The following is a 26,002-nucleotide window of genomic DNA, read 5'->3' as shown; positions in this document are numbered from 1 at the left end:
ACTATCTGCTACGGTTTCTTCTGTTTCGTGATGACAGGAGAAGCCATGTCGCAAACCCAACGCCTCGCCCTGACCGTGCTGTCGGTCACCATGCTCATGACGATCCTCGACGGCAGCATCGTGACCGTGGCCATGCCCGCGATCCAGAGCGATCTCGGCTTCACCGCCGCCGGGCTGAGCTGGACCGTCAACGCCTACCTGATCGCGTTCGGCGGGTTGTTGCTGCTGGCCGGCCGGCTGGGCGACCTTCTCGGGCGCAGGATGATGCTGCTGGCCGGGAACGTCGTCTTCACCGGCGCCTCCCTGCTCGCCGGGGTGGCCACGTCCTCCGGCCTGCTGATCGCCGCGCGCTTTTTGCAGGGCGTGGGCAGCGCGATGGCCTCGGCGGTGGTGCTGGGCATCCTGGTGACGCTGTTCACCGACCCGCGGCAGCGGGCCAGGGCCATCGGCGTCTTCAGCTTCACCGGCGCCGCCGGCGCGTCGATCGGCCAGGTGCTCGGCGGAGTGCTCACCGACGCGCTGAGCTGGCACTGGATCTTCTTCATCAACGTGCCGATCGGGCTGGCCACCGTCGCGCTGGCGTTCAGGGCACTCCCCGCCGACCGCGGCCTGGGCCTGGCGGCGGGCGCCGACGTCCTCGGCGCCGTGCTGGTCACCTCGGGGCTGATGCTCGGGATCTACACGGTCGTCAAGATCGAGGAGTACGGCTGGCTGGCCGCCCACACCCTGGGCCTCGGCGCCCTGTCGCTGGCCCTGCTGGCCGCGTTCTTCGTCCGCCAGGCGACCGCGCGCACCCCGCTGATGCCCCTGCGCGTCCTCCGATCGCGCGGTGTCGTCGGCGGCAACCTCGTGCAGATGTTGTCGCTGTCGGCCATGTTCGCCTTCCAGATCATCGTCGCCCTCTATATGCAGAGGGTCCTCGGCTACGGAGCCCTGGCCACCGGGCTGGCCATGCTGCCCGCGGCGGTGTCCATCGGCGCGGTGTCGCTGTTCGTCTCCGCCCGCCTCAACACCCGCTTCGGCGAGCGCGCCGTCCTGGCGGCCGGCCTGGTGCTGCTGCTGCTCGCGATGGGCTGGCTCACCAGGGTGCCCGTGCAGGCTTCCTACGCCACGGACCTGCTGCCGGTGATGCTGCTGATCGCCGGCGGAGGGCTGGTGCTCCCCGCGCTGACCACGCTCGGCATGTCGGGCGCCAGGGCCGACGACGCCGGGCTGGCGTCCGGGTTGTTCAACACCACCCAGCAGATCGGCATGGCGCTCGGCGTCGCGGTTCTGTCCACGCTGGCCGCCTCGCGTACCGGCACCATGCTCTCGTCCGGGGCCTCCGAGGCGGCGGCGCTGGCGGGCGGGTACCGGCTGGCGTTCATGTTCGCGACCGGGCTGCTCGCCGCCGCCCTCGTCGTCAGCCTGGCCGTGCTGCGACGCCCGGCTCCCGCACCCGCCGCGGATGCGGACAACGTCGCCGTCACCGCCTCCTGAACGGCTTCCCTAAGGGATCGGGGTCCCCGTCGCCTGAGCCAGGGCGGCGGGGACCGCCGCGCGTCGGTCAGGGGCGCAGGAGGGCGCGGAGGCGGTCGATGGTGGCGGCGGCGTGCTCCAGGTTCTGCCGTAGATCGCCGCTGGTCGCACGCAGCCGATCGGCGGCGAGCGGGCCGTAGCCGCCGAACGCCTCGGCCGCCGCGCGGGCCTCCGCCTCGGCCCGCTGCCTGGCCCGGTGGATCAGCTCGACCACGGTCTCGGCAAGGTCCGCCGAGCTCATGCGCATGGCTCGGGGGTCGAGGTGCAGTTTCCGCACGCCCGAGGTGCTGCCGCACTCGACCGTCACCCGGCCGTCGTCGGACTCGGCCCGCGCCACGGACTCCGGCTGGGCGTGCAGGTCGCGCATCCGCTGGAAGAGGTGGTCGGCGTCGGCCGCGAGCCGCTCGGGGTCGAAGCCGAGCTCGTGCCTGAGGTCCATGGATTCACTCCCAGGGGAAGGTGTAGGAGCCGTCCCCGGCCTGCTCGGGTACGTACCGGCCGGTCACGGTCTGGCTGCCGCTCACGATGTCGTTGACCGCCTTGGCGCCCGCGAGCTGGGGCAGGCCGGGCGGCAGCGGCTTCCCCGAACGCGGGTGGACGCCGTCGACGCCGTGGGCGGTCAGGTCGCGTTCGACCCGGTTCGCCGTGCCCCAGATGAACAGGGGGCCCTGGGCGAAGGTCCCCGCGGCCAGGTCGCGCAGGCCGCTGGTGTCGCCGTGCGCGGCCTCGACCCCCACGTCCACGACCACGGCCGCGCCGAGGACGGCGGCGCACCCGTGCATGACCGTGTCCACCAGCCGTTCCACCGCCCGGAAGCCCTCGAAGAGCTTGATCAGGCACTGCAGGGCCACGAGCCGGGCCGAGGCCAGGCTGAGCGGGGTGACGGCCGCGACCAGCACCCACGCCGCCACCGCCGTCATGGCCACGGCGACCAGGAACTGGAACAGCAGCAACGCCGCCAGTACGGCCCCGGCGACGTACAGGGTGATGGCCGTGACCACCGCCCGGATCTCGATGCCGCGCAGGTCGGACAGGTAGGCGTCCATGCGGCGCTGGAAGGCCCGGCCGTCCTCGCCGCGCCAGCCCGCCCCGGTCGCCCCGAAGACGAGCGCCTCGACGTTCAGCCGGGCGGTCACCACGTCGTCGTGCACCGCCAGCCAGGTGCCGGCGCCGTCGAAGAACGACCGCGGGTCGTACTGGTGGCAGTACATCCTCCCGACGAAGGGCCAGCCCGCCGGGACGCCGAGCAGCCGACAGCGTCAACGCCGCGCCCGTGCCCAGCTCCAGGCTCCGCCGGCCCAGCAGGGCCAGGTTCAGGTCCATCTCACGGTGCTCGCATGCTCGGCGTCCTGCCAGGTCTGGAGGGAGACGGCCACGCCCTCCCTGATCCGCGTGGTGTCCCGCGTGCGGTGGCGCAGCTCCTGCAGCGTGTACGCCTCGACCTCCCCGTAGGCGATGGCCAGCGAATAGGTGAACGAGGTGAAGCTCGACTCCGCGACGGTGAGCGAGACCAGCCGGGGGATCGCGTCGTCGAGCGGCCGGGCGGCTTCTGGCAGGTGGGAGATGATCTCCCGCAGCCGGGCCCGCTCGATCTCCACCACGTGGGGATCGACCGGTTCCTCGGGTGCCCAGGGATTCAGGAGCTGCGACATGTGTGGCCTTCGGATGGCTGGAATGATCTCTTGCAGCCTGTCCCGGGAAGGGGCGCTGTGGGGTGGTTCTGACACAACGCCTACGCGAACCGTGTGCTCACTGTCGCGGTCTTGACGCCGGCCGGGCGGCCGGGTGGAGGAAGGGCCTCCCGAGAAAGGAAGCCGGCCGTGACACGGCTGCCCGACCGTGTGTCGTGGCCGGCCGCGAATGCACCGGGAGGCCTCGTGCCGTGGTGCCTGTGACGAAGGTGGCCGGCACGCCGCGGGCCGTATTCGCTCCGGCCCGCGCTGCACGTCTCTGGGAAGGACCCTCAGGAAGTGTCAGCGCCCTCCACTATGCGGCGCCGCCCCCGGGTATCGCAAGCGACATATACGGCTTTTTGATGGCTTTCTCGTACAAAACGGATAAATGCGTGTATGGGTGGCTTTAAGGGTGTCGGTGGAGTGGGCTGGTTCCAGTGGATGGAAATCACCGTCCGTTTCGTGGGATGAATCGATGCCCCGCTCCGGCGCGAGACAGGCCGCTGCCATGAGGGCCGGGTAAAGCGCCAGTTCCGGACAGCCGATTCGGGGTGGAGCGGTGGCGGTCGGGGTGTGGCCAGGAGTTGAGGGATTCGGCGGTGATCCTGGGGTTCGCGCAGGTTGGAGGGGGTTTGGGGAGTGCCCTTGCGGTGCCGGGCTGTCCGTGCGCAAAATGTCACGCTAAGTCACGTGACGTGACCATTAAGTGGTGGTTTGCCCTGAATTTTGGGTGTGCGTGGGCACCTGTCGGGGGTTTGCTGATCGTTTGACTATGTTGACACGATGGCAATACTGGGTGGCGCACGGCGCCGGTTCTCACCGCCCCCTCAGACCCCAGGACTGTCATGCCGCCAGATTTCCTCAGCTTTGCGATAGTGATCGGCGTCATCGTCGTTGCCGTCGTGGGCGTGCTGATTTACCGCAACCGCGTACAGAAGGAGCTCGCCCAGACCCGTAAACAGCTGGCCGAGGCGCGGCGGGGGCAGGAACGCCTGTCCCGCGAGGGCAGCGGGCGGGACCAGCGGCTGCAGCAGGTCGATCGGCGGCTGAAGGAGGCCGAGCGGAAGGCCAAGGAAGCCGAGCGGCAGATCCAGGAGGCCGAGCGGAAGGCCATGGAGGCCGAGCGGCGGACGCAGGAGGCCGAGCGGCAGGTCGCCGAGGCCGCGGAGCAGGTCGGCAGGGCCCGCGCCCGGCACGACCTCGTACGCGAGGAGACCGACCACCTGCTGACCAGCCGCATCCCCGCCCTGGTGGCGCACCTGAGGGCTCCGCACGTGATCGTGCCCGGCCTGCACAACGCGGCGCTGGCCGGCACCGACGTCGACAAGCAGCACCGCGCCATCCTCGACGCGCTCGCCCGCAGCGTGCGCGAGGAGGGGGAGCGGATCGACGAGGCGGCCCAGGCTGTCGTCCGGGGTGCCATGTCACGCGTGCAGACCCAGGCGCTGCGGGCCCAGGACCTGCTGGCCGGGGTGCAGCGGCGCTACAGCGGCGACGAGCACACCGCGTTGCTGCGTGAGGTGCTCGGGCTCGACATGTTCAACGAGCTCATCGTGCGCCGCGCGCAGGCCAGCGGCATCGCCTGCGGCGCCACCACGGGCCTGTCGCGTGACGACACCTACCTGGTGGACCTGGTCGTGGGCGCGATCTCCCGGGTGGAGAACTTCGAGCAGCGCATCGATGGACCGGCCAACCACCTGCGCCGCCGGGTCGGGGTCGCGGCCCGGGCCGCGGAGCCGATCCTGTTCATCACCTCGGAGTTGCTGGCCAACGCCGTCCACCACTCCCACGGCACGCTCAAGGTGACCATCGCCATTCACGAGACCAACACCGGGGCGGCCATCGTCATCGACGACGCCGGCGTGGGCCTGAACGAGGAGCAGTACGCCCGGGCCACCCGTCTGCTGAGCGGGCAGCACCCCGTGCGCCTGGTCGACCTGGGCAACCCGCCGCGCACCGGCTGGGCGGCGATCGGCCGCCAGGTGAGCCATTACGGCATGCAGGTCACGGTCAAGAAGAGCGCGTACGGCGGCGTCCAGGCCGTGGTCAGCGTGCCCGCGGGGCTGCTGGTGGAGATGCCGGACACCAGCCGGCCCTCGGTGCTGGCGCCCGAGCCCGTCAGGTCCGCCCCCACCACACAGGCCCAGCACCGGTCGGCCGAGGAACTGCCCGTGCGGCAGCCCGCGATGGGGGACTTTCCCGGGCGGCAGCCCGCGACGGCGGAGCTCCCCGTGCGGCAGCCCGCCACCGCCGAGTCACCCGGATGGCAGACCGCCGACGAGCCGTACGCGGACTGGGACCGCGCGGACTGGGACGTGGACAAGGAGCACGTGGACGGGGAGCATGCGGCGGTGGGGGAGGGCGTGGCGCAGCCGGAGCCCGTGGGGACGGGAGCGGCGCTGCCCCGGCTGCCGCAGCGCCGCCGCCAGCCCACGCGCCCCGCCGCCACCCCTTCCCCCGACGGGCAGGCCCGCACCACCCCCGAGGAGGCCCAGAGGCGGTGGGGCGACTTCCAGACCGGGGCCGAAGCCGGCCGCCGCGCAGCGATGCCGTCACAGCCGCACGACGCAACCGAAGGGAACTGACCGCTCCATGGACGCCCACACCACCGCCGCCGCCGCTCAAGGCCGGCGCCGGCCGCTGTCGCTCGACGTGTCCTGGGTCCTGTCGCCGCTGCTGGCGCTGCCCGGAGTCACCAGCGGCGTGGTGCTGAGCCGCGATGGGCTCATCCTCGGCGGCTCCCCGGACGTGAGCGTCGAGACCGGAGAGCGTACGGCCGCCATGACCAGCTCCGTGCTCGGGGCCGCCCGCGCGCTGTGTGAGGGGCTCAGCAACGGCGCCGACGGGGAGGTCGTGGACATCGTCATCTCCGCGGGCTCCGGCTACTACTACATCGCCCCGGCGGGTGACCGCGCCGCCATCGTGGTGGCGGCCACCGGGGCGGTCAACGTCGGTTCCCTGGCCTACGAGGTTCAGCACCAGGTGCAGAAGCTCATCAAGGCGCTCAACGACGCCAGCGCCGCCAGGACACCGGACATCCCGGCATGACCTCCGGGCGGCAGCGGCGGCGGGTCGTCCCCGACTACATGGCCGCTGCCAAGCTGACCGTGCCCGAGCACATCAGTGTGGAGCGGACCACCATCGTCGTCGTCGCCCCCGAGGCGGTCACCGACGGGCTGGACCCGCCCGGCTCGCACCTGATCGCCCTGCTGCGCGAGGGTCCCCTGTCGGTGTACGAGTGCGCGGCCTACCTCGGCCTGCCGTACTGCGTGGTGCGGCTGCTGGTGGCGGGTCTGGCGGAAACCGGGACGTTGCTGACGCGGGCGCCGCTCCGCGCGGACGCACCCGACCTCGAGATCTTGGAGTTGGTGCTCAGTGGCCTCCGCGCCCTCTGACACTCGTATCAGTACCGATCACATACCCGTCAAACTGATCATCGCCGGGCCGTTCGGCGTGGGCAAGACGACCATGGTGGACGCCCTGTCGGAGATCAAGCCCCTCAACACCGAGGAGGTCCTGACCCAGGCGGGCACCCTGGTCGACGACCTCACCGGCGTCAACGAGAAGACGACCACCACCACCGCCATCGACTTCGGCCGCCTCACCCTGCCCGGCGTGGTGCTCTATCTGTTCGGGGCGCCGGGGCAGGCCCGGTTCCAGGTCCTGTGGCAGGAGCTGGCCCGCGGCGCGCTCGGCGTGCTGGTGCTGGCCGACACCCGGCGCATCGACGACAGCTTCGCCGTACTGGACCTGGTGGAGAGCACCGGGGTCCGGTACGCGGTGGCCGTCAACAACTTCCCCGACTCGCCCGAATACCCGCTTGAGGCCGTGCGGCAGGCCCTGGACCTGCACCCGCACACCCCGCTGGTGGTGTGCGACGCACGCGACCCCGTCTCCGCCCGCGCTTCGCTGATCGCCCTGGTGGAGCACATCAGGGAGCTGATGCTGACATGACTCTGCGCTATCTGCCCGACGCGGGCAAACTGTACGGGCCGGAGTTCGCCCGTGACCCTCAGGCGATCTACGCCGCCATGCGCGCCCAGCACGGCGCGGTCGCGCCCGCCGAGATCGCCCCCGGCGTCGAGGCCCACCTGGTGATCGGCTACCAGGCGGCCATCGACGTGCTCACCAACGCCGCCGGTGTCTGGATCAAGGACGCGCGTGCCTGGCAGGCCCGGCTGCCCGACACCCCCGAGGCCGCGGCCATGGTCGGCATGCTCGGCTATCGGGTCAACGTCCTGTTCGCCGACGGGGCGGAGCACGCCCGCTACCGCAAGGTCATCGCCGACTGCTTCGGCATGATCCAGCCGCACAAGCTGCGGGACCTGGTGATCGACGTCTCCGACTCGCTCATCCGGCGGTTCGCCGCCACCGGCTCGGCCGACCTGGCCGGCGACTTCGCCCGGCAGATCCCGCTGCGCGTCTTCAACCGCCTGCTCGGACGGCCGGACGCCGACAGCTCCGCGCTGATCTCGGCCCTGTCCGACATGATGGAGGCTGACGGCGACGTGGGCGCACGCGGCACCGAGGCGTACGGCCGCTACATCGGTGAGCTGATCGAGGCCAAGTACGCCGCCCGCGGCGACGACCTGACCTCGTGGTTCATCGACCACCCCGCCGGGCTGAGCCCCGAGGAGGTGCTGCAACACCTCATCCTCATCCTGGGCGCCGGATTCGAGCCGATGGCCAGCCTGATCTCGAACACGATCTCGCGGATGGTCAGCGACGACCGCTACTACAACTCCCTGTCCAACGGCGCGCTGAGCACGTACGACGCGCTGCTGGAAGTCGTACGCGCCGAGCCCTCGATGGCCAACTACGGCCCGTACTTCGTCTCGCGGCCGACGGAGTTCCACGGCACCTGGATCCAGCCGGGCGAGCTCGTCCTGGTCTCCTACGCCGCGGCCAACACCGAGCCCTGCGACGTACCCGAAGAGCTGCGCTCCGACGGCGGCGCCTACGTGGGCTTCGGCGCGGGGCCGCACCGGTGCCCGGCCACCGACCCCGCGCTGCTCATCGCGATGACCGCCATCGAGCGCCTGACCTCCCACCTGAGCGACCTGGAGCTGACCGTGCCGCGCGAGGAGCTCGCCTGGCGCCCCGGCCCCTTCCACCGGTCCCTGGCCCACCTGCCGGTGCGCTTCACCCCCATCCGTCCCGACCAACCAGGAGAATCCCCTTGGTCAGCGCAGCACCCGTCGTCCTCGACCCCTTCGGATCCGATCTCGCAGCCGAAGTCGGACGACTACGCGACCTCGGCCCCGTGGTCCTCATAGAGCTGCCAGGAGGGATCCCGGCCTGGGCCGTCACCCGCCACGACCTGCTCAAGGAGCTCATACTCAACCCGCTGGTCAGCAAGGACAAGCAGCACTGGCGGCTGTGGTCGCAGGTCGACTCCGAGCCCGCCTGGACCTGGATCAAGGGCTGGATCGGCGTGCGGAACATGCTGAGCACGTACGGGGAGGAGCACACGCGGCTGCGCAAGCTCATCTCGCCCAGCTTCACCGCCCGCCGCAGCAAGGCCCTGCAGCCGAGCATCGAGCGGATCGTCGCCGAGCTGCTCGACGCCATGGAGGCGGTGCCCCAGGGGCAGCCGGTGGACCTGCGCGCCGCGTACGCGTACCCGCTGCCGATGCGGGTGATCTGCGAGTTGTTCGGCGTCCCTGACCACATGTGGGGCGACATGGCGCGGATCATGGAAGAGATCATGGACACCACCGCCACCCCGGAGGCGGCGGCGGCCACCCTGGGGCGGATCGCCGTCGCGCTGCCCGCGCTGGTCGACTACAAGCGCGCGCACCCGGGCGACGACCTCACCACGGAGCTGATCAACGCCCGCGACCAGGACGACCGCCTGAGCGACGACGAGTTGCGCGACACGCTGCTGCTGCTCATCGGAGCGGGGCACGAGACCACGGTCAACCTGATCGGCAACGCCGTGCACGCCCTGCTCACCCATCCCGACCAGCTCCGGCGGGTGCTGTCCGGGGAGATCTCGTGGGAGGCGGTGGTCGAGGAGACCCTGCGCTGGGCGCCCTCGATCGCCACCCTGCCGCTGCGCTTCGCCATCCAGGAGATCGAGGTCGGCGGCGTACGGATCGGGGCGGGCGACGCCATCGTCACCACGTACATGTCCGCCGGGCACGACCCCGACCAGCACGGCCCGGACGCCGCCCGGTTCGACGCCGCGCAGGAGCGTGACGAGCACCTGTCCTTCGGCGTCGGGGTGCACCGCTGCATCGGGGCGCCGCTGGCCCGGCAGGAGGCGCTCACCGCGCTGCCCGCGCTGTTCGCCCGCTTCCCCGGCCTGCACCTGGCCGTGCCCGCCGACGAGATCAAGCAGGTCCCGTCCTTCATCGCGCACGGGTGGAGCGAGCTGCCGCTGCTGCTGCGCTGAACCTCTGGTCTGAAGGCGGCTTCTGCGGGACAGTAGGGCAAGATCAGTATGCGAGGAGGCGGCAGTGCGGCTCGGATTCAGCATCGGCACCCTCGGTCCCGTGGCGGCCACCCATGACGCCCAGCTCACGCTGGTGCGCGAGGCGGAGCGGCTCGGATACGACTCGGTGTGGGCCTCGGAGGGCTACGGGGTCGATCCGGCGACGACGCTCGCCTGGCTGGCGGCCGGCACCGAGCGCATCGGCCTGGGCAGCGGCGTGATCCAGGTGACGGGCCGCACCGCGATCTCGACGGCGATGGCCGCCACCACGATCGACCGGGTGTCGGGCGGCCGGTTCCTGCTCGGGCTGGGGGCCTCCGGGCCGCAGGTGGCCGAGGGGTGGCACGGCCAGCGATATGAGCGGCCGCTGGCCCACCTGCGCGACTACGTGACCGTGGTCCGCACCGCGCTGGAAGGGCGGCCGGTCGAGCACACCGGGCCGGAGATCGTGCTGCCGCTGCCGGACAGCCGCGGCAAGGCACTGAGCATGACGGTCTCCCCGGTACGGCAGCCGCTGCCGATCCACCTGGCGGCCATGGGACCCAAGGCCGTGGCGCTGGCCGGGGAGGTCGCCGACGGGTGGCTGCCGATCCACTTCCCGCCCGAGCACCTCGTCGAGACCATGGAACACCTGCGGGCCGGGGCGGCCAGGTCAGGGCGGGACGCGGACCGGGTGGAGGTCTCGCCGATGGTCATGGCCATGGTGGACGACGACGCCGACTACGCGCGTGACCTGATCCGGCCGATGCTGGCGCTCTACCTGGGCGGCATGGGCACCCGGGGGGTCAACTTCTACAACCGGCTCGCGCACCGCCTCGGGTTCGGCCCGGCGGCGGCGCGCGTGCAGGACGCCTACTTCGACGGTGACCTGGGCGAGGCGATGGAGGAGGTGCCCGACGACCTGGTCGACGCCCTGGCCCTGTGCGGCACGCCCGCGCGGGTGCGCGAGCGGCTGGAGGCCTACCGCAAGGCGGGCGCGACCAGGCTGATCGTCGGCCTGAACGCGCCCACCGTGGAGGACCGCGCCGAGCAACTCGGCTGGCTGGCCGAACTCGCCGCCTGACCCACCACCCGGCCGGGCTCACCACGCAAGCCTCCGCCCGGCCGGGGCGTAAGCCTCGCCCGGCCGGGCGCGCCGCGTGAGTCCTGGCCAGGGGCGCGCTGCCGCGTGAGTTCGGGCCAGGGTGCGCCGCGTAAGCCGCCGCGCCGGGGCCGGGCTCAGCTTTCGGCGGGAGCCTGGGGCATCTCGCGCATCCGGGGGATCGGCGAGAGCGCCAGCACGATCATCGGTACGACCGCGCCGATCACCGCCGCGACCAGGACCACCGGCCGCATGCCCACGGCCTCGCCGAGCAGCCCGGCCAGCAGGGCGCCGATCGGCGCGGGCACCAGCCCCATCGCCCAGATGGTGGCGATGACCCGGCCGACGAGCTCGCGCGGCGTCGACGACTGCAGCACGGTGATGTTGTTGACCACGAACACCTGCGTACACAGGCCGACCAGCAACTGCGAGAAGGCCAGCACGCCGATCGCCAGCCAGAGCGGCCCGCCGGCCAGCGGCACCAGGATGAGCGCGCTGTTGCCGATCACCGTGGACCAGAACATGGTGGGCCCCGGCCCCACCCCCTTCATGAGCCGCACCGACAACCACGCGCCCGCCACGGCGCCGACCCCGCCGACCGCGAGCACGGCCCCGACCCAGCCGGCCGGCACGCCGGCGCCGTCGATGACGTACGGGATGTAGAGGGTCTGCAGGATGCCGATGTCGAAGAAGGAGTAGACGGCGCTGGCGATGGCCAGCGGGCGGACCACCGGGTGGGACATCACCCAGCCGAAGCCCGCGCGGATGGCCGCGATCATGGTGCCGCCGCTGTCGGGCGGCGGCGGGTCCTCGCGCTTGCGGATGGAGATCAGGCAGATCGCCGACAGCACGTAGCTGACCGCGTCCACCAGGATGACCAGCGGCGCCGAGCGGGTGGCGATGAGGAACCCGGCCAGGCTGGGCCCGACCGCCTTGGACACCGAGTCGCTGAGCTGCAGCTTGCTGTTGCCGTCACCGAGGTGCTCGGGGGCGACCAGCACCGGCAGGTACGAGCGGTAGGCGATCTCGAACAGCACCCCGAAGACGCCCATCACGAACACGACCGCGTACAGCCACCACAGCGTCAGCATGTCCATGACGAACAGCAGCGGCACGGTGGCCAGCATGAACGCCCGGATGACGTCGCTCCAGATGAGCACCGGCCGGCGCCGCATCCGGTCCACCCAGACGCCCACGACGAAGAACAGCACCATGGGCAGCCTGGCCAGCGCGCCGAGCACGCCCATCTCGGCGACGGAGGCGTTCAGCCACAGGTACGCGACGATCGGCATGGCGAGCACGGTCACCTGGGAGCCGACCAGTGACAGGCTCTCGCCACTCCACAGCTTGAGGAAGTCGCGATTCTTCCACAGCGTGGCGGGCTCAGTCGTGGGGGGTGAGGCCATGGTCGACACTGCTCCTCAATTCGGCGGCCGCCAGGGCGACCCGGGGCTCGTACATGACGGTGAAACGCTCGCCGTGGATGGGCGAGATGCGCAGGCGGCCGGTGACGACGTTCCGCCAGCCCATGTCGTCGGGCGGGACGCCCTCGGCGGCGGGCGAGAACAGCAGGACGTCCCCGTCGTAGGGGTCGTGCCGGTAATGACCGACGGCGTGCGCGTTGGCGCGGAAGACCTCGACGAAACGGCGGGCCTGGCGCAGGTCGGCGGTGTCGGGCTGCAGCGTGTCGGCGCGGGCGGCGGCGTCGATCACGGCCAGCAGCCGTTCGTCCGGGCTCATCCGGTGCAGGTCGTCCAGGTCGACCTGGACCTTGCCGCCGGCCAGGGCGTGGGTGAGCAGGACGGCGTCGTCCTCCAGCGAGGCACGCAGCACCGGCTCCTCCGCGTCGGAGTAGAACAGCACCACGAGCGGCACCTCCTCGCCCATCTCGCGCAGCCGGCGCGCGGTCTCCAGGGCGATGTTGCCGCCGATGCAGTAGCCGCCCAGCACGTACGGGCCGTGCGGGCGGACCTTGAGCAGGTGGGCGGTGTAGTCGTCCACCATCTCCGCCAGCGTGGCGTGCGGCTCCTCGCCGGGGGCCAGCCCGGCCGCCTGGATCGCGTAGACCGGCTGGTCGGGGCCGAGGTGGCGGGTCAGCGGCAGGTAGCGGAAGACCTGGCCGCCGAGCGCGTGGAACAGGAAGACCGGGTCGCGGTCGCCGCCGGGCCGCAGCGGCACGATCCGCTGCGGGGCCCCGTCGTTGTCCTGGGGGCGGCGCAGCTCGGCGGCGAGCTGGGCGACGGTCGGCGCGGTGAGCACGGTCGACAGCGGCACGTCCCGGCCCAGCTCCTTGCGCAGCCGCATGGTGAGGCGCAGGGCCAGCAGGGAGTGGCCGCCGAGGGCGAAGAAGTCGTCGTGCACGCCGACCGCGTCGACGCCGAGCGTCTCCTCCCACAGGGTGCCCAGCTTGGCCTCGAACGGGTCGCGGGGCGGCAGGTACGGCGCCCGCCCGGTGTCGCCGGGCTCGGGGAGGGCGCCGCGGTCGAGCTTGCCGTTGGCGGTGACGGGCAGGGCGTCCAGCCGTACCCAGGCGGTCGGGACCATGTGGTCGGGCAGCCGCCTGCGCAACATCGTGGCCAGATCCGGTAGGCCGTCGCCACCGGGGGCCTGGTCGCTCTGTGGGGCCTGGTCGCTCTCGGGGAACTGGTCGCTCTTGTCGCTCTCGGGGACGACGTAGCCGACGAGGCGTTCGCCGCGCAGCACCACGACGGCGGCGCGGACGGCGGGATCGGCGGTCAGCAGCGCCTCGATCTCGCCCAGCTCGACCCGCTGGCCGCGGATCTTGACCTGGAAGTCGGTCCTGCCGAGGTACTGGACCTCGCCGGAGGGCAGCCAGCGGGCCACGTCGCCGGTGCGGTAGAGGCGGGCGCCCGGCGGGCCGTACGGGTCGGGCACGAACCGCTCGGCGGTCAGCTCCGGCCGGTTGACGTAGCCGCGGGCGAGCTGGACGCCGCCCAGGCAGAGCTCGCCCGGGGTGCCGACGGGCACCCGCCGGCCGTCGGCGTCGAGGACTTCCAGGCGGGTGTTGGCGACGGGACGGCCGATGGGCACCAGCCGCTCGCCCGGCTCGCAGGGATGCCAGGTGACGTCCACGGCCGCCTCGGTCGGGCCGTACAGGTTGTGCAGCTCGGTGTGCGGGAGGCGGTCGTGGCAGCGGGCGGCGAGTTCGGGACCCAGCGCCTCGCCGGAGCAGATGATCCGGCGCAGCTCCGGCAGGCCGGGCTCGTCGAGGAAGAGCTCCAGCATGGACGGGACGAAGTGCGCGGTGGTGACGCGGTGGGCGGTGGCGAGGGCGGCCAGCCGGGCACTGTCGCGGTGGCCGCCCGGTTCGGCGACGACCAGCCCGGCACCGACCATGAGCGGCCAGAACAGCTCCCACACCGACACGTCGAACGACAGCGGCGTCTTGTGCAGCACGCGCTCGTCCGCGGTCAGCCCGAACGCCTCCTGCATCCATTGCAGCCGGTTCACGATGGCGCGATGCGACACGCCGACCCCCTTGGGCCGGCCCGTCGAGCCCGAGGTGAAGATCACGTACGCCAGCGCGTCGGGATGCACGTCCGGCGGCGAATCGGCCTCGGGAACGGCAGCATCGGGGAGCGGGTCGTCAAGCGCCAGGGCCACGCCGTCCGGCAGCACTTCCGCACCGCCAGGACCGGTCAGCACCGTGCGCGCCCGCGCGTCCTCGATCATGTACGCCAGCCGCTCGGGCGGCAGGTCGGGCTCAAGCGGCAGGTACGCGGCCCCGGCACCGAGCACGCCGAGCAGGGCGGGCAGCAGGTCGGGACCGCGTTCGAGGCAGACACCGACGACGTCGCCGGGCCGGGTGCCGGTGGCCAGCAGCCGGGCGGTGATCGCGCGGGCCCGTTCGGTCAGCTCGCGGTAGGTGATCCAGATCCCGTCGTAGCAGACGGCGGGCGCGGTGGGGGTGCGCGCGGCCTGCTCGCCGATGAGGTCGTGCAGCGCCGCGCTGGGGTAGGGCCGGGCCGTGGCGTTCCAGCCGTCGATCGCGGCGGCGTCGCGAGCCAGGTACGGGTCGGCGGGGCGCGGGTCGGACGTGGGATCGGCGGCCTGGTGGAGCGCGGTGAGATAGAGCTCGCCGATCCGGCCGACCTGGTCGGCGCCGAACTGGGCCCGGTCATAGGTGAGGGTCAGGTCGAAGCCGCCGTGCTCGCGCGAACGGCTGAACGCTGCGGCGAACGGCACGTCCGTCTGCTCGAAGAACTCCTGGTGGACGATCTCGACGCCGGGCAGGCTGCGGTAGACGTGGAAGTCACGGAAGTCGAACAGCACGTCCAGCAGCGGGGAGCGGCCGGCGGCCCGCTGGATCTCGAACAGCGGATACCGCCGGTGCGGCAGCAGCGCCACCTCCGCCTCGAACACCCTGCGTGCCAGCGCCGCCCAACTAGGGGCCGTCACGTCCAGGCGCAGCGGCACGGTGTTCAGGAACAGGCCGAGCACCTCCTCGCCGGCCTCGCTCTCCGGGCGGCTGTGCGTGACCAGGCCGGTCATCACCTCGTTCTCGCCGGTGAGCAGGGCGAGCACGCGCAGGTGCGCGGCCAGGAGCAGGGTGCGCAGCGGCACCGCGAGCTCCCTGGCCACCGCGCCCAGCCGGTCCAGCAGCGCCGCCTCCAGCGGCAACCGCAGCACCACGGCCTCGGGCTCGCCGCGCTGCCCCGGTGCGCGCGGTGCCTCGGCGTCGGCGTGGTCGGGTTGCCCGGATGAGTGGAGTGCCTCGGCCTGGTCGGATTGACCTGGTCGGTGGGGTGGCTCGGTGGGCTGTTCCGGCAGGCGGGGGAGCCGGGTGTCGGGGGCGTCGGCCACCTGGGCGTGCCAGAAGTCGCGCGTCTCCGCCGCCGCCACCGCGGCGCGTTCCGCGGACACCAGCTCCCGGAAGGCCGCGCCGGGCGGGCTGACCGGTAACCGGTCGCCGGTCAGGTGCCCGTGGTAACGCTGTAGCAACTCGGTGACCAGGGCCGCCACACTCCACCCGTCGAGGATGGCGTGGTGGAAACTCAGGCTGAACGCGAACAACTCCCCGGACAGCACGTGCACGTACGCGCGGGCCAGCGGCGGCGAGGCCCAGTCGAACGGCCGCCGCTTCTCCGCCTCCGACCACTCGGCCAACCGGTCGGCCGCCGCCGGATCGCCCGACAGGTCCGTCACCTCCAGCGGCAACGTGGCCGCGCGGTGCACGAGCTGCAGCGGCTCGCTGAACCCGGTCAGGTCGAACGAGGTACGCAACACGGGATGCCGGGCGGTCACCTCGGCCAGCGCCGCCTCGAACGCCCCGGCGTCGAACCTGCCGCGCAAGGTGATCGTGGTCAGGTCGTGGTAGGTGGCGGCGTCCGGCTCGTACGCGCTGTGGTAGAGCATTCCCGCCTGCAGCGCGGCCAGAGGATAGGCGTCCTCCAGGCCGCGTGCGGTTCCCGTCGTGACGGTCATCGCGCCTCGCCTTCCAGCAGTTGTGCCAGGTCCTCGGGACTGAGCAGGCCGAACGGTGTCTCCGGAGCCTCGGGCGGATCGGCCGCCGGTGCGGTCAGGAGCTGACCGGCCAGCTCCCGCACGGTCTGGTGGCGGAAGAGCTGTTCCAGCCTGACCGCGTAACCGGCCTCGCGCAGGCGGGCGACCACCTTGAGGCTGCGGATGGAGTCGCCGCCGACGGCGAAGAAGTTGTCGTGGGCCGAGACCCGTTCCAGCCCGAGCACACCCCGCCAGGCGGCGGCGACGGCCACCTCGGCAGCGCCCTCGGGCTCGGTGTGCCGGACGGCCTCGGGGGTCCGGGGGTCGGGCAGGGCGTTCCTGTCGAGCTTGCCGCTGCGGTTGAGCGGCAACTCGCCGAGCACGGTCCACGTCCTGGGGATCATGTGGTCGGGCAACGTGCCCCGCAACCTCCGCTCCCACTCACCCGCCGCGTCCGTCGCGTCCGCAGTGCTTGCGGGCTCCTCGGTGGGGACCACGTAGCCGGCCAGGCGCAGGCCGGCGCCGTCCGCGATGGCGCGGACGGCCGCGGCGCGTACGCCCGGCAGGGCTGCCAGGGCCGCCTCGATCTCGCCCAGTTCGACCCGCATGCCGCGGATCTTGACCTGGTGGTCGGACCGGCCGAGGTACTCGATCTCGCCGTCGGGCCGCCACCGGGCCAGGTCGCCGGTGTCGTACAGTCGCCCGCCCGGGGGACCGTAGGGGTCGGGGACGAAGCGCTCGGCCGTCAGCGCGGGCCTGGCCGCGTACCCCCGGGCGAGTTGCACGCCGCCGATCCACAGGTCGCCCGGCACGCCGACGGGGACGCGGTTCATCCGTTCGTCGAGGATCTCCAGGCGGGTGTTCGCCACCGGCCGCCCGATCGGGATCGTGTCCTCCCCCGGCCGGCACACGTGCCACGACACGTCCACCGCCGCCTCGGTCGGCCCGTACAGGTTGTGCAGGCCAGCCCCGGGAAGCGCGGCGGCGAACCGGGCGGCCAGGTCGGCGCTGAGCGCCTCCCCCGAGCAGACCACGGTACGGAGCGCGCCGAGCCGCGCGCCCAGCCCGGGTTCCGCCAGGAAGGCGTCCAGCATGGACGGTACGAAGTGCACGGTGGTGACGGACTCGCTCTCCAGCAGGCCGGCCAGGTGGGCGGGGTCGGCCTGCCCGCCGTGCCGGGCGACGACCAGCCCGGCCCCGGTCATCAGCGGCCAGAACAGCTCCCACACCGACACGTCGAACGAGAACGGCGTCTTGTGCAGCACCCGATCGGCCTCGGTCAGCCGGAAGGCGTCCTGCATCCAGTGCAGCCGGTTCACGATCGCCCGGTGTGAGACGCCCACCCCCTTGGGCCGGCCGGTGGAACCCGAGGTGAACAGCACGTAGGCGAGCGAGTCGGGATGCGGCCGGACCCCGAGGGGCCCGCCGTCCTCGGCGGCGACGGTCTCGGCATCGCGGTCGAGCAGCACCGTCGTGACCTCGGACCGGGTGGCGTCGTTCCCGGAGGGGCCTACCAGGCGGTCGGTGAAGCGCTCGATCGAGACGGCGAGGCGGGCGCCCGCGTCGGCCATCATGCCCGCCAGCCGCTCGGCCGGATGGTCCGGCTCCAGGGGCAGGTAGGCGGCGCCGGTGGCGACGATCGCGTGGACGGCGACGACCAGGTCCGCGCCCCGCTCCAGGCACACCCCGACCACGTGGCCGGGCCCGGCACCGAGCGCGCGCAGCCGTCTGGCCAGGCGGTTCACCCGGCCGGCGAACTCCTCGTAGGTGAGCCAGGCCCGGGTCCCCGACGGGGTCTCGTACCCCAGGGCGGGCGCGTACGGGGTCCGGGCCGCCTGCTCGGCCACCAGCGCGGGCAGGGTGGCGTCCGCGGCGGGGCCGGCGAGGCCGCCCGTGTCGTTGGCCCGGTGGATGGTGTCCAGCTCGGCCGGGGTGAGCAGGGGCAGGTCGGTGACCGGCCGCTCCGGCTCGGCCACCGCGGCCGACAGGAGCGCCCGGAAGTGGTCGGCGAAGCGCTCCATCCGGTCGTGCTCGAACAGGTCCTTGGCGTAGTGGAGCACGCCCGTGAGCCGGTCGCCGGCCTCCTCGATCATCAGGTGCAGGTCCGCCTGCGTCACCCCCGGGTCGATGTCGAGGGTACGCAGGGCGATCCCCGCCACGTCCGGCGGCGCCGGCGGCACGTTCTGGAAGGCGAGCATCACCTGGAACAGCGGATTGCGGGCCAGGTCACGCTCCTCGGCCAGCTCCTGCACCAGCACCTCGAACGGCAGCTCGGCATGGTCGTGCCCGTCCAGTACGCGTTCGCGGGTGCGTGAGAGAAGCTCGGCGAAGCTCGGTTCGCCCGACAGGTCGCCGCGCAGCACGAGCGTGTTCAGGAAGAGCCCGGCCATCTCCTCCACGTCGGGGTGGCCCCGGCCGGAGACCGGGGTGCCGACGGGGATGTCGGTGCGTCCCGTGTAGCGGGCCAGCACCGCCTGGAACGCGGCCAGCAGCACCATGAACGGCGTCACCTGCCGCTCCAGGGCGAGCGCCCGTACCGCCGCCACCGTACGGGCGTCGATCGGGAACGTCAGCCGCCGCCCGGCCATGCTCGCCAGCCCCTGACGGTGCCGGTCCGCGGGCAGGTCCAGGGTGGCGGGCAGGTCGGCGAGCGCATCCTTCCAGTACGCCAGGTCGGCCGTCCGTTCGGAGACCCGCGCCCGGTGCCAGGCGGCGAAGTCCCGGTAGCGGGCCGGGAGCGGGGGCAGCTCGGCCGTCGCGCCGGCGACTCGTGCCCGGTAGAGCTCCATCAGGTCGCGCAGCAGGATCGACAGGCTCCACCGGTCGGCGATGACGTGGTGCAGGGTGAGGTACAGCTCGTGCTCGGTCGCGTCGCGGCGTACCAGGGTGGCCCGTACCAGCGGTCCGGCCGCCAGGTCGAAGCGGTGCCGCGCCTCCTCCCGTCCCACGTCCGGGCCCGCGGACCGCACGGTCAACCGCGGCCGGTGGGCGCCTTCGCGCAGGGCGGGCTCTCCGTCGTCGTCCACGATGACCAGGCGCAGCGCGTCGTGCCGGGCCACCAGGTCGTCGAACGCGGCGGTCAGCGCCGCCACGTCGAGCGGGCCGGCCAGCCGCTCCGCCCAGGCGACGTTGTAGGCGGGGTTGCCGGGGTCGAGCTGGTCGAGGAACCAGAGGCGGGTCTGCGCATGCGAGGGCCGCGCCGGTCCGTCGGGCGCGGGCGGGATCGACCGCGCGGCGCCCGGCTCGCTGCCGGGGCTGGGGTCGGTGGGAGTGAGGCCGCCGCCGGTTTGGGCTTCGGGAATGAGGGGGGCGAGGCCGGCGATGGTGGGGGTCGCGAAGCAACGCCGTAGCGTCACCTCGGCGCCGAAGGCCTCCCTGAGCCGGACCACCAGGCGCATGGCCAGCAGGGAGTGGCCGCCCAGGGTGAAGAAGTCGTCCTCGATGCCGATGTCGTCGCGTTCGAGCAGCTCGGTCCAGATGGCGTGGAGGACGTGTTCTGCCGGGGTTCGCGGGGGGATGCGCCGGGTCGCCTCGCCGGTGGGCCTGGCGGGCGGCGGGAGGGCGGCGCGGTCCAGCTTGCCGCTGGGCAGCACGGGGAAGTCCGGTACGAACACGAAGGCCGCCGGGATCATCGCCTCCGGGAGCCGGGCCCGCAGGTGAGCCCGCAGATCGCCCTCCGCGCCTGAGCCGTTCTCCGCACCTGTGTCGTCTTCCGGGTCTGTGCTGATGACATAGGCGACCAGGCCGCGACCGCCCGGGGCGTCGTCGCGGACGGCCACGACGGCTCGCCGTACCAGGAAGTGTTCGTTGAGGACGGCGGCGACCTCGTCCAGTTCGATGCGGACGCCGCGTACCTTCACCTGGTCGTCCAGGCGGCCGAGGTATTCCAGGGTTCCGTCGGCGCACCAGCGGGCCAGGTCGCCGGTGCGGTAGAGGCGTCCGCCCGGCGGGCCGAAGGGGTCGGGGATGAAGCGTTCGGCGGTCAGCGCGGCCCGGCCGTGGTAGCCCCGGGTCACCCCCGTACCTCCGAGCAGCAGCTCGCCCGGCACGCCCACCGGGACCGGGCGCAGGTCACGGTCCACCACGTAGGTCGCGGTGTTGGCGACCGGCCCGCCGATCGAGCCGCCCCGGCCGTCGGTGACGCGGCGCCTGGTGGACCACACGGTGGTCTCGGTGGGGCCGTACAGGTCCCACAGCTCGTCCGTGACGGTGAGCAGGCGGGCGGCGAGCGGGCCGGGGAGCGCCTCGCCCGTGCTGATCACCCGGGGGACCCGGTGCTTCAGCGCGGGCAGCAGCCCTTCCAGGACGGAGGGGGTGGCCTGGACGGTGTGCAGGTCGCCGCGCTGGATGAGGTCGTGGACCCGCTCGATGCCGGTGGCCGAGGCCAGGACGACCGTGCCGCCGGTGACCAGCGGGCCGAAGATCTCGATCATCGCGATGTCGAACGACACCGACGTCAGGAACAGGAAACGCGCGCCGGGCGCGAGGCCGGGACGCTCGCGCACGTCCTGGAGCAGGCTGACCAGCCCCCGGTGCGGCACCACCACGCCTTTGGCCCGTCCGGTGGAGCCGGAGGTGTAGATCAGGTACGCGGCCTGGCCCGGGTGGAAGGCGGGCACCGCAGGCGGGCCTGCCTGGGGGGCGCCGGCGGTGCGCTCGTCGAGGAGGAGCAGGGGCACGGCCGACGGCAGGCGGTCCCGGAGGGAGGTGACGGTGATCACCAGGGCGGCGCCGGAGTCCGTGATGATCTGCTCCAGCCGGTCCTGCGGATAGCCGGGGTCCAGGGGGACGTAGCAGCCGCCGGCCTTGAGGACGGCCAGCAGCGCCGCCACCACGTCCGGGTCCCGGGGGAGGCATACCGCGACCCTGGTCTCCTGGCCGACGGCGAGGGCGCGGAGCTCGGCGGCCAGGTCGTTCGCGCGGGACTCCAGCTCGGCGTAGGTCAGGCAGGTGCCGTCCTGGCCCTCGACGGCCGGCGCCGCGGGAGAGCGGGCGGCCTGCTCGGCCACCAGGTGGTGGAGGCCGAGATCGGGGTACGGGATCGCGGTGTCGTTCCAGTCGTGCAGGACGTTCCGGAGCTCGGCCGGGTCCATCAGCGGCAGCTCGGAGAGCCGCAGATCCGGGTTCGCGACGGCGGCGCTCAGCAGCGTGCGCAGGTGAGCGGCCAGGCGGTGGGCGCGGTCGTCGTCGAACAGGTCGGTGGAGTAGTCGAGCACGCACAGCAGCGACCCGTCCTGGCGTTCCTCCACGATCAGGTCCAGGTCGAACATGGCGGTGCCGGGACGCACGTCCAGGCGTTCCAGCCGCAGGCCGCGCGGGTCGCCGGGCAGCTCGGGCGTGTTCTGGTAGGCGAGCATGACCTGGAAGAGCGGGTTGCGGGACAGGTCCCGGCCGCTGGACAGCTCCTCCACCAGCGTCTCGAACGGCAGACCCGCATGGTCGAACGCGGCCAGCGTGCGCTCCCTGGTACGCCCCACCAGTTCAATGAAGGTCGGGTCGCCGGACAGGTCGCCGCGCAGCACCACCGTGTTGAGGAACAGCCCGACGGTCTGGTCCAGGGAGGGATGCGGCCGGGCGGACATCGGCGTGCCGATCGGGATGTCGGGCTGGCCGGTGTAGCGCGCGAGCAGCGCCTGCAGGGCGGTGACGAGGACCATGAAGGGAGTGGCACGCCGGCCGGCGGCCAGGTCGCGCAGCCCTGCGGCGAGCGTGCCGTCCAGCTCGAACAGCAGGCGGCGGCCCCGGTTCGACTGCATGGGCGGGCGGGGCCGGTCGGCGGGCAGATCGAGCACGTCGGGCAGGCCGTCGAGGGCCTTGCGCCAGTAGTCCAGGTCGCGTTCCCGGGTCGGCCGGTCCTCCTGCTGGGCGACGTGATCGGCGTATGCCACGGGAAGCGCGGGCAACGGCTCACCGGCGTAGAGCCGGAAGAGGTCCCTGAACAGGATCGCCACCGACCAGCGGTCGGCCAGGATGTGGTGCAGGGTGAGGATCAGGCGGTGTTCCCGGGCCTCGGATGCCACGCGCACCAGGCGGGCCCTGGTCAATGGGCCGGCGCTCAGGTCGAAGGCGAAGCGGGCCTCGTCGCGGGCGACGGCGTCGGCCTCGGCGGCGGACATCGTCTCGACCCGCAGCGTGGGGCGGGTGGGGCCGGGAGCCTGGCGGGGCTCGCCGTCGCGGGTCTCGATCACGTACCCGAGGATCGGGTGCCGGTCCACGAGCGCGTCGAAGGCCGCGGCCAGGGCGGCGGCGTCCAGGTCGCCCACGATCCGGTACGCCCATGAGAGGGTGTAGGCCGGGTTGCCCGGGTCGAGCTGGTCGACGACCCAGAGCCGGCGCTGCGCGTCGGACAGCGCGGATCCGGAAACCACCCCGGCCTCCGGTCCTCCGAGCCCTGCCCCGCTGGGCACCGCCCCGTCGGACGCCGCCCCGTTGGACCCGGCCCCGTTGGACCTCGCACCGTCGGATCCCGCACCGTCGGACCCCGCACCGTCGGACCCCGCACCGTCGGACCTCGCACCGTCGGACCCCGGTCCGTCGGGCATGGGCCCGTCGGACCCGGGCCCGTCGGTCCCGGGCCCGCTCGTTCTCGCGGCTCGGGTGCGCGCGAGGCGGGCCTCCAGCGCGGCGCGCTGTTCCGGGCTGAGCCTGGCCAGCCGCGCGCGTACCCCGTTCCCGTCGCTCACCGCTCCTCCTCAAGGAGTTCCAGCAGGTCGGCATCCGTCAGTCCCTCTTCGAGCACCGCCAGCGCCTGCTCCTCGACGGTCGTGGCGTCGAAGCAGCGGCGCAGCGGCAGCTCGACGCCGAACTCGTCGTCGATCCGGCCGACGAGGCGGACCACCAGCAGGGAGTGGCCGCCCAGGGCGAAGAAGTCGTCGGTCACCCCGACCCGCTCCCGGCCGAGCAGCTCGGCCCAGATGGCGGCGAGGGTCTCCTCCATCGGGGTACGCGGTGGCACGAACGCGGCGGTCGTGGCACCGGCCCCCGGCGGCGGGAGGGCGGCGCGGTCCAGCTTGCCGCTGGGCAGCACGGGGAAGTCAGGGACGGACACGAAGGCGGCCGGGATCATCGCCTCCGGAAGCCGTGCCCGCAGATGCGCCCGCAACTCCCCTTCCACGCCCGCGCCGCTGCCCTCACCTGCGGGGATGACATACGCGACCAGGCCCCGGCCGCCCGGGGCGTCGTCGCGGACGGCCACCACGGCTCGCCGCACCGAGGGATGTTCGTTGAGGACAGCGGCCACCTCGTCCAGCTCGATCCGGACACCACGCACCTTCACCTGGTCGTCCAGACGCCCCAGGCATTCCAGCGACCCGTCGGGACGCCACCGCGCCAGGTCTCCGGTGCGGTAGAGGCGTCCCCCCGGCGCACCGAAGGGATCCGGTACGAACCGCTCGGCCGTCAACGCCGCCCGGCCGTGGTACCCCCGGGTCACCCCGGCCCCGCCCAGCAGCAGCTCGCCCGGCACCCCCACCGGCACCGGCCGCAGGTCCTGGTCCACCACGTACGCGGTCGTGTTCGCCACCGGCGAGCCGATGAGCATCGTGGCGGGGGAGTGCGGCACCCGGTACGCGGTGGACCAGATCGTCGTCTCCGTGGGGCCGTAGAAGTTCCACAGCTCGTCGGTGACCGTGAGCAGGCGGGTGGCGAGGTCGAGGGGCAGCGGTTCGCCGCCGAGGATGGCGCGGGGCAGCCCGGGCGGCAGGTGTTCGACCGCCAGGCTCGCCACCGAGGGGGTGAGCTGGACCAGGTCCGCGTCCTCGGCGGCCCGGCGGATCTCCTTGGGCGTGCGGGCGGCGTCCTCTGGGGCGATCACGAGCGTGCCGCCGGACAGCAGTGGCGTGAAGATCTCCAGGGCCGCGATGTCGAAGGAGAGCGAGGTCATGTACAGCGCGCTGCCGCCGCCCAGCCGCCGGATCACGTCGGTGACCAGGTTGACCACGCCGCGGTGCGGCACCTGCACCCCCTTGGGCCGGCCGGTGGAGCCGGAGGTGTAGATCAGGTACGCCAGGTTGTCGGGCCCCACCGAGGGCAGCGGCCCGTCATCGCGGATCTCCGGGCCGGCATCGGCGGGCTCCGGGTCGGCGAGTTGGTCCAGCAGCAGCTCCGGAGGCCGGTCCGCGGGTAGCCGGTCGCGGTGGGCGGAGTCCGTGAGCAGCAGGGCGGCACCCGAGTCGGCCAGCAGGTAGGCCAGCCGCTCCGGCGGGTAGGCCGCGTCCAGCGGCAGGTAGCACGCCCCCGCCCGCAGCACCGCGAGCAGCGCCACGAGCTGGTGCACCCCGCGCGGCAGGCACAGCGCCACACACGACTCGGCCCGTACGCCCCCGGCCACCAGCCGCCTGGCCAGCGCTCCGGTACGCGCGTCCAACTCGGCGTAGGTGAGCTCCGCACCGTCCGGGGCGCGTACCGCCACCGCGTCCGGGGTGCGCGCCGCCTGTTCGGCGACGAGCTCGTGCAGGGTCAGCTCCGGGTACGGTGCCGCGGTGTCGTTCCAGCCGGTCAGCAACTCCCGCCGCTCGGCAGGCGTCATCAGCGGCAGCTCGGACAGCCGGGTCCCCGGCTCGGCGGCGACGGCCTCCAGGACGAGCCGGTAGGCGCCGGCCAGGCGGGCGACGGTGGCGGCGTCGAACAGGTCGGTGCTGTATTCGAGGTAGACGCCGGCGCCGTCGGCCGTCCTGACGACGTCCACGTTCAGGTCGAGTTGCGCGGTGCCGTTCGGGAACTGCCCGCGCGACCCCATCGGCAGCAGGTTGAAGCCCACCTGGAACAGCGGCGTGCGGCTGGTGTCGCGGACCGGCTGGAGCGCCTCGACGAGCCGGTCGAACGGCACCTCGGCGTGGTCCAGCGCGTCGAGCACGGTTTCCCGCACCCGGTCGAGCAGGTCGCCGAAGGCCGGGTCACCGCTCAGGTCGGTACGCAGCACCAGGGTGTTGATGAACATGCCGATCAACGGCTCGAACTCGGGCAGGTCACGCCCGGCCACCGGCGTGCCCACCGCGACGTCGTGCTGGCCCGCGTACCGGGAGAGCAGCGCCTTGAGCCCGGCCAGCAGCACCATGAACAGGGTCGCGCCGCGCCGCCTGGCCAGCGCTTCGAGCTCGTCGACCAGGCCGGCGGGCAGCGCCAGGTGGTGTTCGGCCCCGGCGTGCCCGCGGGTGGCCGGCCGGGGCCGGTCGGTGGGCAGCCCGAGGTCGGGCGGCAGGCCGGCCAGCCGTTCCCGCCAGTGGCCGAGCTGGGCGGCGAGCACCCCCCGGCCGAGGTGCTCGCGCTGCCAGGCGGCGTAGTCGGCGTACTGGATGGGCAGGTCGGGCAGCCGTGGCGGGCGGTCCTCGTCGATGGCGTCGTGCAGCTCCCTGAGCTCCTCGGCGAAGTTGGTGGCGGAGCGGCCGTCGAACACGGCGTGGTGCACCACGAACACCAGCCGCTGCGGCCCGCCCGGCATCAGCACCAGGTGCGCCCGCCACAGCGGCGCCCGATCCAGCGCGAACGGCCGCCGGGACTCCGCCACGGCCAGCTCGCCGAACTCGCGTTCGGCCCGTTCCGGCGGCAGCTCGCGCAGGTCGGTCCTGGGGAGGGCGACCGGCAGCTCGACCTGGACGATCTGGACGAGGTTGCCGTCCTCGATCGCCAGGGCGGTGCGCAGCGTCTCGTGCCGCCGGACCAGCTCGCGCAGTATGCGCTCGCACCGGTCCGGATCGTCCCGATCGGGCAGCTCGTACACGGCATTGACGTGGTACGTCGGCGCGTCGGGATCGAGCCGGGTCAGGAACCACAGCCGTTCCTGGGCGAACGAGGCGGGAAAGGCGTACGTGCCGGTCACCGAAGCTGCTCCTC

15 protein-coding genes are annotated in these 26,002 nt (G+C 72.9%); 8 read left to right on the top strand and 7 right to left on the bottom strand.

Annotation, left to right across the window (positions count from 1 at the left end; translation table 11 throughout):
- Nucleotides 1–45 precede the first annotated feature (45 nt).
- Nucleotides 46–1,479 (top strand): MFS transporter, encoded by a 1,434-nt coding sequence (locus tag BLS95_RS06530; protein ID WP_090929980.1) that lies wholly within the window; start codon nucleotides 46–48, stop codon nucleotides 1,477–1,479.
- A gap of 67 nt (nucleotides 1,480–1,546) precedes the next feature.
- On the opposite strand, the gene BLS95_RS06525 is transcribed toward BLS95_RS06530, so the two are convergent.
- The 3 genes from BLS95_RS06525 to BLS95_RS06515 all read right to left on the bottom strand — a co-directional run bounded on the left by BLS95_RS06525 (nucleotide 1,547) and on the right by BLS95_RS06515 (nucleotide 3,170).
- Nucleotides 1,547–1,957 (bottom strand): YbaB/EbfC family nucleoid-associated protein, encoded by a 411-nt coding sequence (locus tag BLS95_RS06525; protein ID WP_090929979.1) that lies wholly within the window; start codon nucleotides 1,955–1,957, stop codon nucleotides 1,547–1,549.
- A 4-nt stretch (nucleotides 1,958–1,961) separates the two neighbouring features.
- On the bottom strand, nucleotides 1,962–2,729 hold the full coding sequence (locus BLS95_RS06520; RefSeq protein ID WP_090929978.1) for a hypothetical protein: 768 nt from the start codon (nucleotides 2,727–2,729) through the stop codon (nucleotides 1,962–1,964).
- A 102-nt stretch (nucleotides 2,730–2,831) separates the two neighbouring features.
- On the bottom strand, nucleotides 2,832–3,170 hold the full coding sequence (locus tag BLS95_RS06515) for a hypothetical protein (RefSeq protein WP_090929977.1): 339 nt from the start codon (nucleotides 3,168–3,170) through the stop codon (nucleotides 2,832–2,834).
- Between the two features lie 896 nt (nucleotides 3,171–4,066).
- Between BLS95_RS06515 and BLS95_RS06510 the strand changes: the two genes are divergently transcribed.
- The 7 genes from BLS95_RS06510 (at nucleotide 4,067) to BLS95_RS06480 (ending at nucleotide 10,690) form a co-directional block, all read left to right on the top strand.
- Nucleotides 4,067–5,776, top strand: a complete 1,710-nt coding sequence (locus BLS95_RS06510; protein WP_090929976.1) for a hypothetical protein — start codon at nucleotides 4,067–4,069, stop codon at nucleotides 5,774–5,776.
- Nucleotides 5,777–5,783: 7 nt separating this feature from the next.
- Complete coding sequence (locus BLS95_RS06505) at nucleotides 5,784–6,239, top strand: roadblock/LC7 domain-containing protein (protein WP_090929975.1); 456 nt, start codon at nucleotides 5,784–5,786, stop codon at nucleotides 6,237–6,239.
- Nucleotides 6,236–6,586, top strand: coding sequence for a DUF742 domain-containing protein (locus BLS95_RS06500; RefSeq protein ID WP_090929974.1), 351 nt, complete (start codon nucleotides 6,236–6,238; stop codon nucleotides 6,584–6,586). The genes BLS95_RS06505 and BLS95_RS06500 overlap by 4 nt, the downstream gene beginning before the upstream one ends.
- A complete protein-coding gene (locus BLS95_RS06495; RefSeq protein WP_218135638.1) occupies nucleotides 6,567–7,145 on the top strand; it encodes a GTP-binding protein in 579 nt (192 codons plus the stop codon). Before BLS95_RS06500 ends, BLS95_RS06495 begins: the two co-directional genes overlap by 20 nt.
- On the top strand, nucleotides 7,142–8,467 hold the full coding sequence (locus BLS95_RS06490) for a cytochrome P450 family protein (RefSeq protein WP_176993056.1): 1,326 nt from the start codon (nucleotides 7,142–7,144) through the stop codon (nucleotides 8,465–8,467). The genes BLS95_RS06495 and BLS95_RS06490 overlap by 4 nt, the downstream gene beginning before the upstream one ends.
- Nucleotides 8,455–9,588 (top strand): cytochrome P450 family protein, encoded by a 1,134-nt coding sequence (locus BLS95_RS06485; RefSeq protein WP_245764887.1) that lies wholly within the window; start codon nucleotides 8,455–8,457, stop codon nucleotides 9,586–9,588. Before BLS95_RS06490 ends, BLS95_RS06485 begins: the two co-directional genes overlap by 13 nt.
- Before the next feature lie 64 nt (nucleotides 9,589–9,652).
- Nucleotides 9,653–10,690, top strand: coding sequence for an LLM class F420-dependent oxidoreductase (locus BLS95_RS06480; RefSeq protein WP_090929972.1), 1,038 nt, complete (start codon nucleotides 9,653–9,655; stop codon nucleotides 10,688–10,690).
- 155 nt (nucleotides 10,691–10,845) lie between these two features.
- Here the strand turns inward: BLS95_RS06480 and BLS95_RS06475 are convergent, their stop codons facing one another.
- The 4 genes from BLS95_RS06475 to BLS95_RS06460 are packed head-to-tail and all read right to left on the bottom strand — an operon-like array spanning nucleotide 10,846 to nucleotide 25,988.
- The gene (locus BLS95_RS06475; protein ID WP_090929971.1) at nucleotides 10,846–12,114 is read right to left on the bottom strand and encodes an MFS transporter; all 1,269 of its coding nucleotides are present in this window, start codon (nucleotides 12,112–12,114) and stop codon (nucleotides 10,846–10,848) included.
- Nucleotides 12,092–16,153 carry a non-ribosomal peptide synthetase gene (locus BLS95_RS06470; RefSeq protein ID WP_090929970.1) on the bottom strand — a complete coding sequence of 1,354 codons (4,062 nt, stop codon included), beginning with the start codon at nucleotides 16,151–16,153 and terminating at the stop codon, nucleotides 12,092–12,094. Before BLS95_RS06470 ends, BLS95_RS06475 begins: the two co-directional genes overlap by 23 nt.
- Nucleotides 16,150–22,854 (bottom strand): non-ribosomal peptide synthetase, encoded by a 6,705-nt coding sequence (locus BLS95_RS06465; RefSeq protein WP_090929969.1) that lies wholly within the window; start codon nucleotides 22,852–22,854, stop codon nucleotides 16,150–16,152. Before BLS95_RS06465 ends, BLS95_RS06470 begins: the two co-directional genes overlap by 4 nt.
- Nucleotides 22,851–25,988 carry a non-ribosomal peptide synthetase gene (locus BLS95_RS06460; protein ID WP_176993055.1) on the bottom strand — a complete coding sequence of 1,046 codons (3,138 nt, stop codon included), beginning with the start codon at nucleotides 25,986–25,988 and terminating at the stop codon, nucleotides 22,851–22,853. Before BLS95_RS06460 ends, BLS95_RS06465 begins: the two co-directional genes overlap by 4 nt.
- Nucleotides 25,989–26,002 lie beyond the last annotated feature (14 nt).

Source organism: Nonomuraea jiangxiensis, from assembly GCF_900099965.1.
Lineage (GTDB): Bacteria > Actinomycetota > Actinomycetes > Streptosporangiales > Streptosporangiaceae > Nonomuraea > Nonomuraea jiangxiensis.
This window is presented reverse-complemented; position numbering and strand designations above follow the sequence as displayed.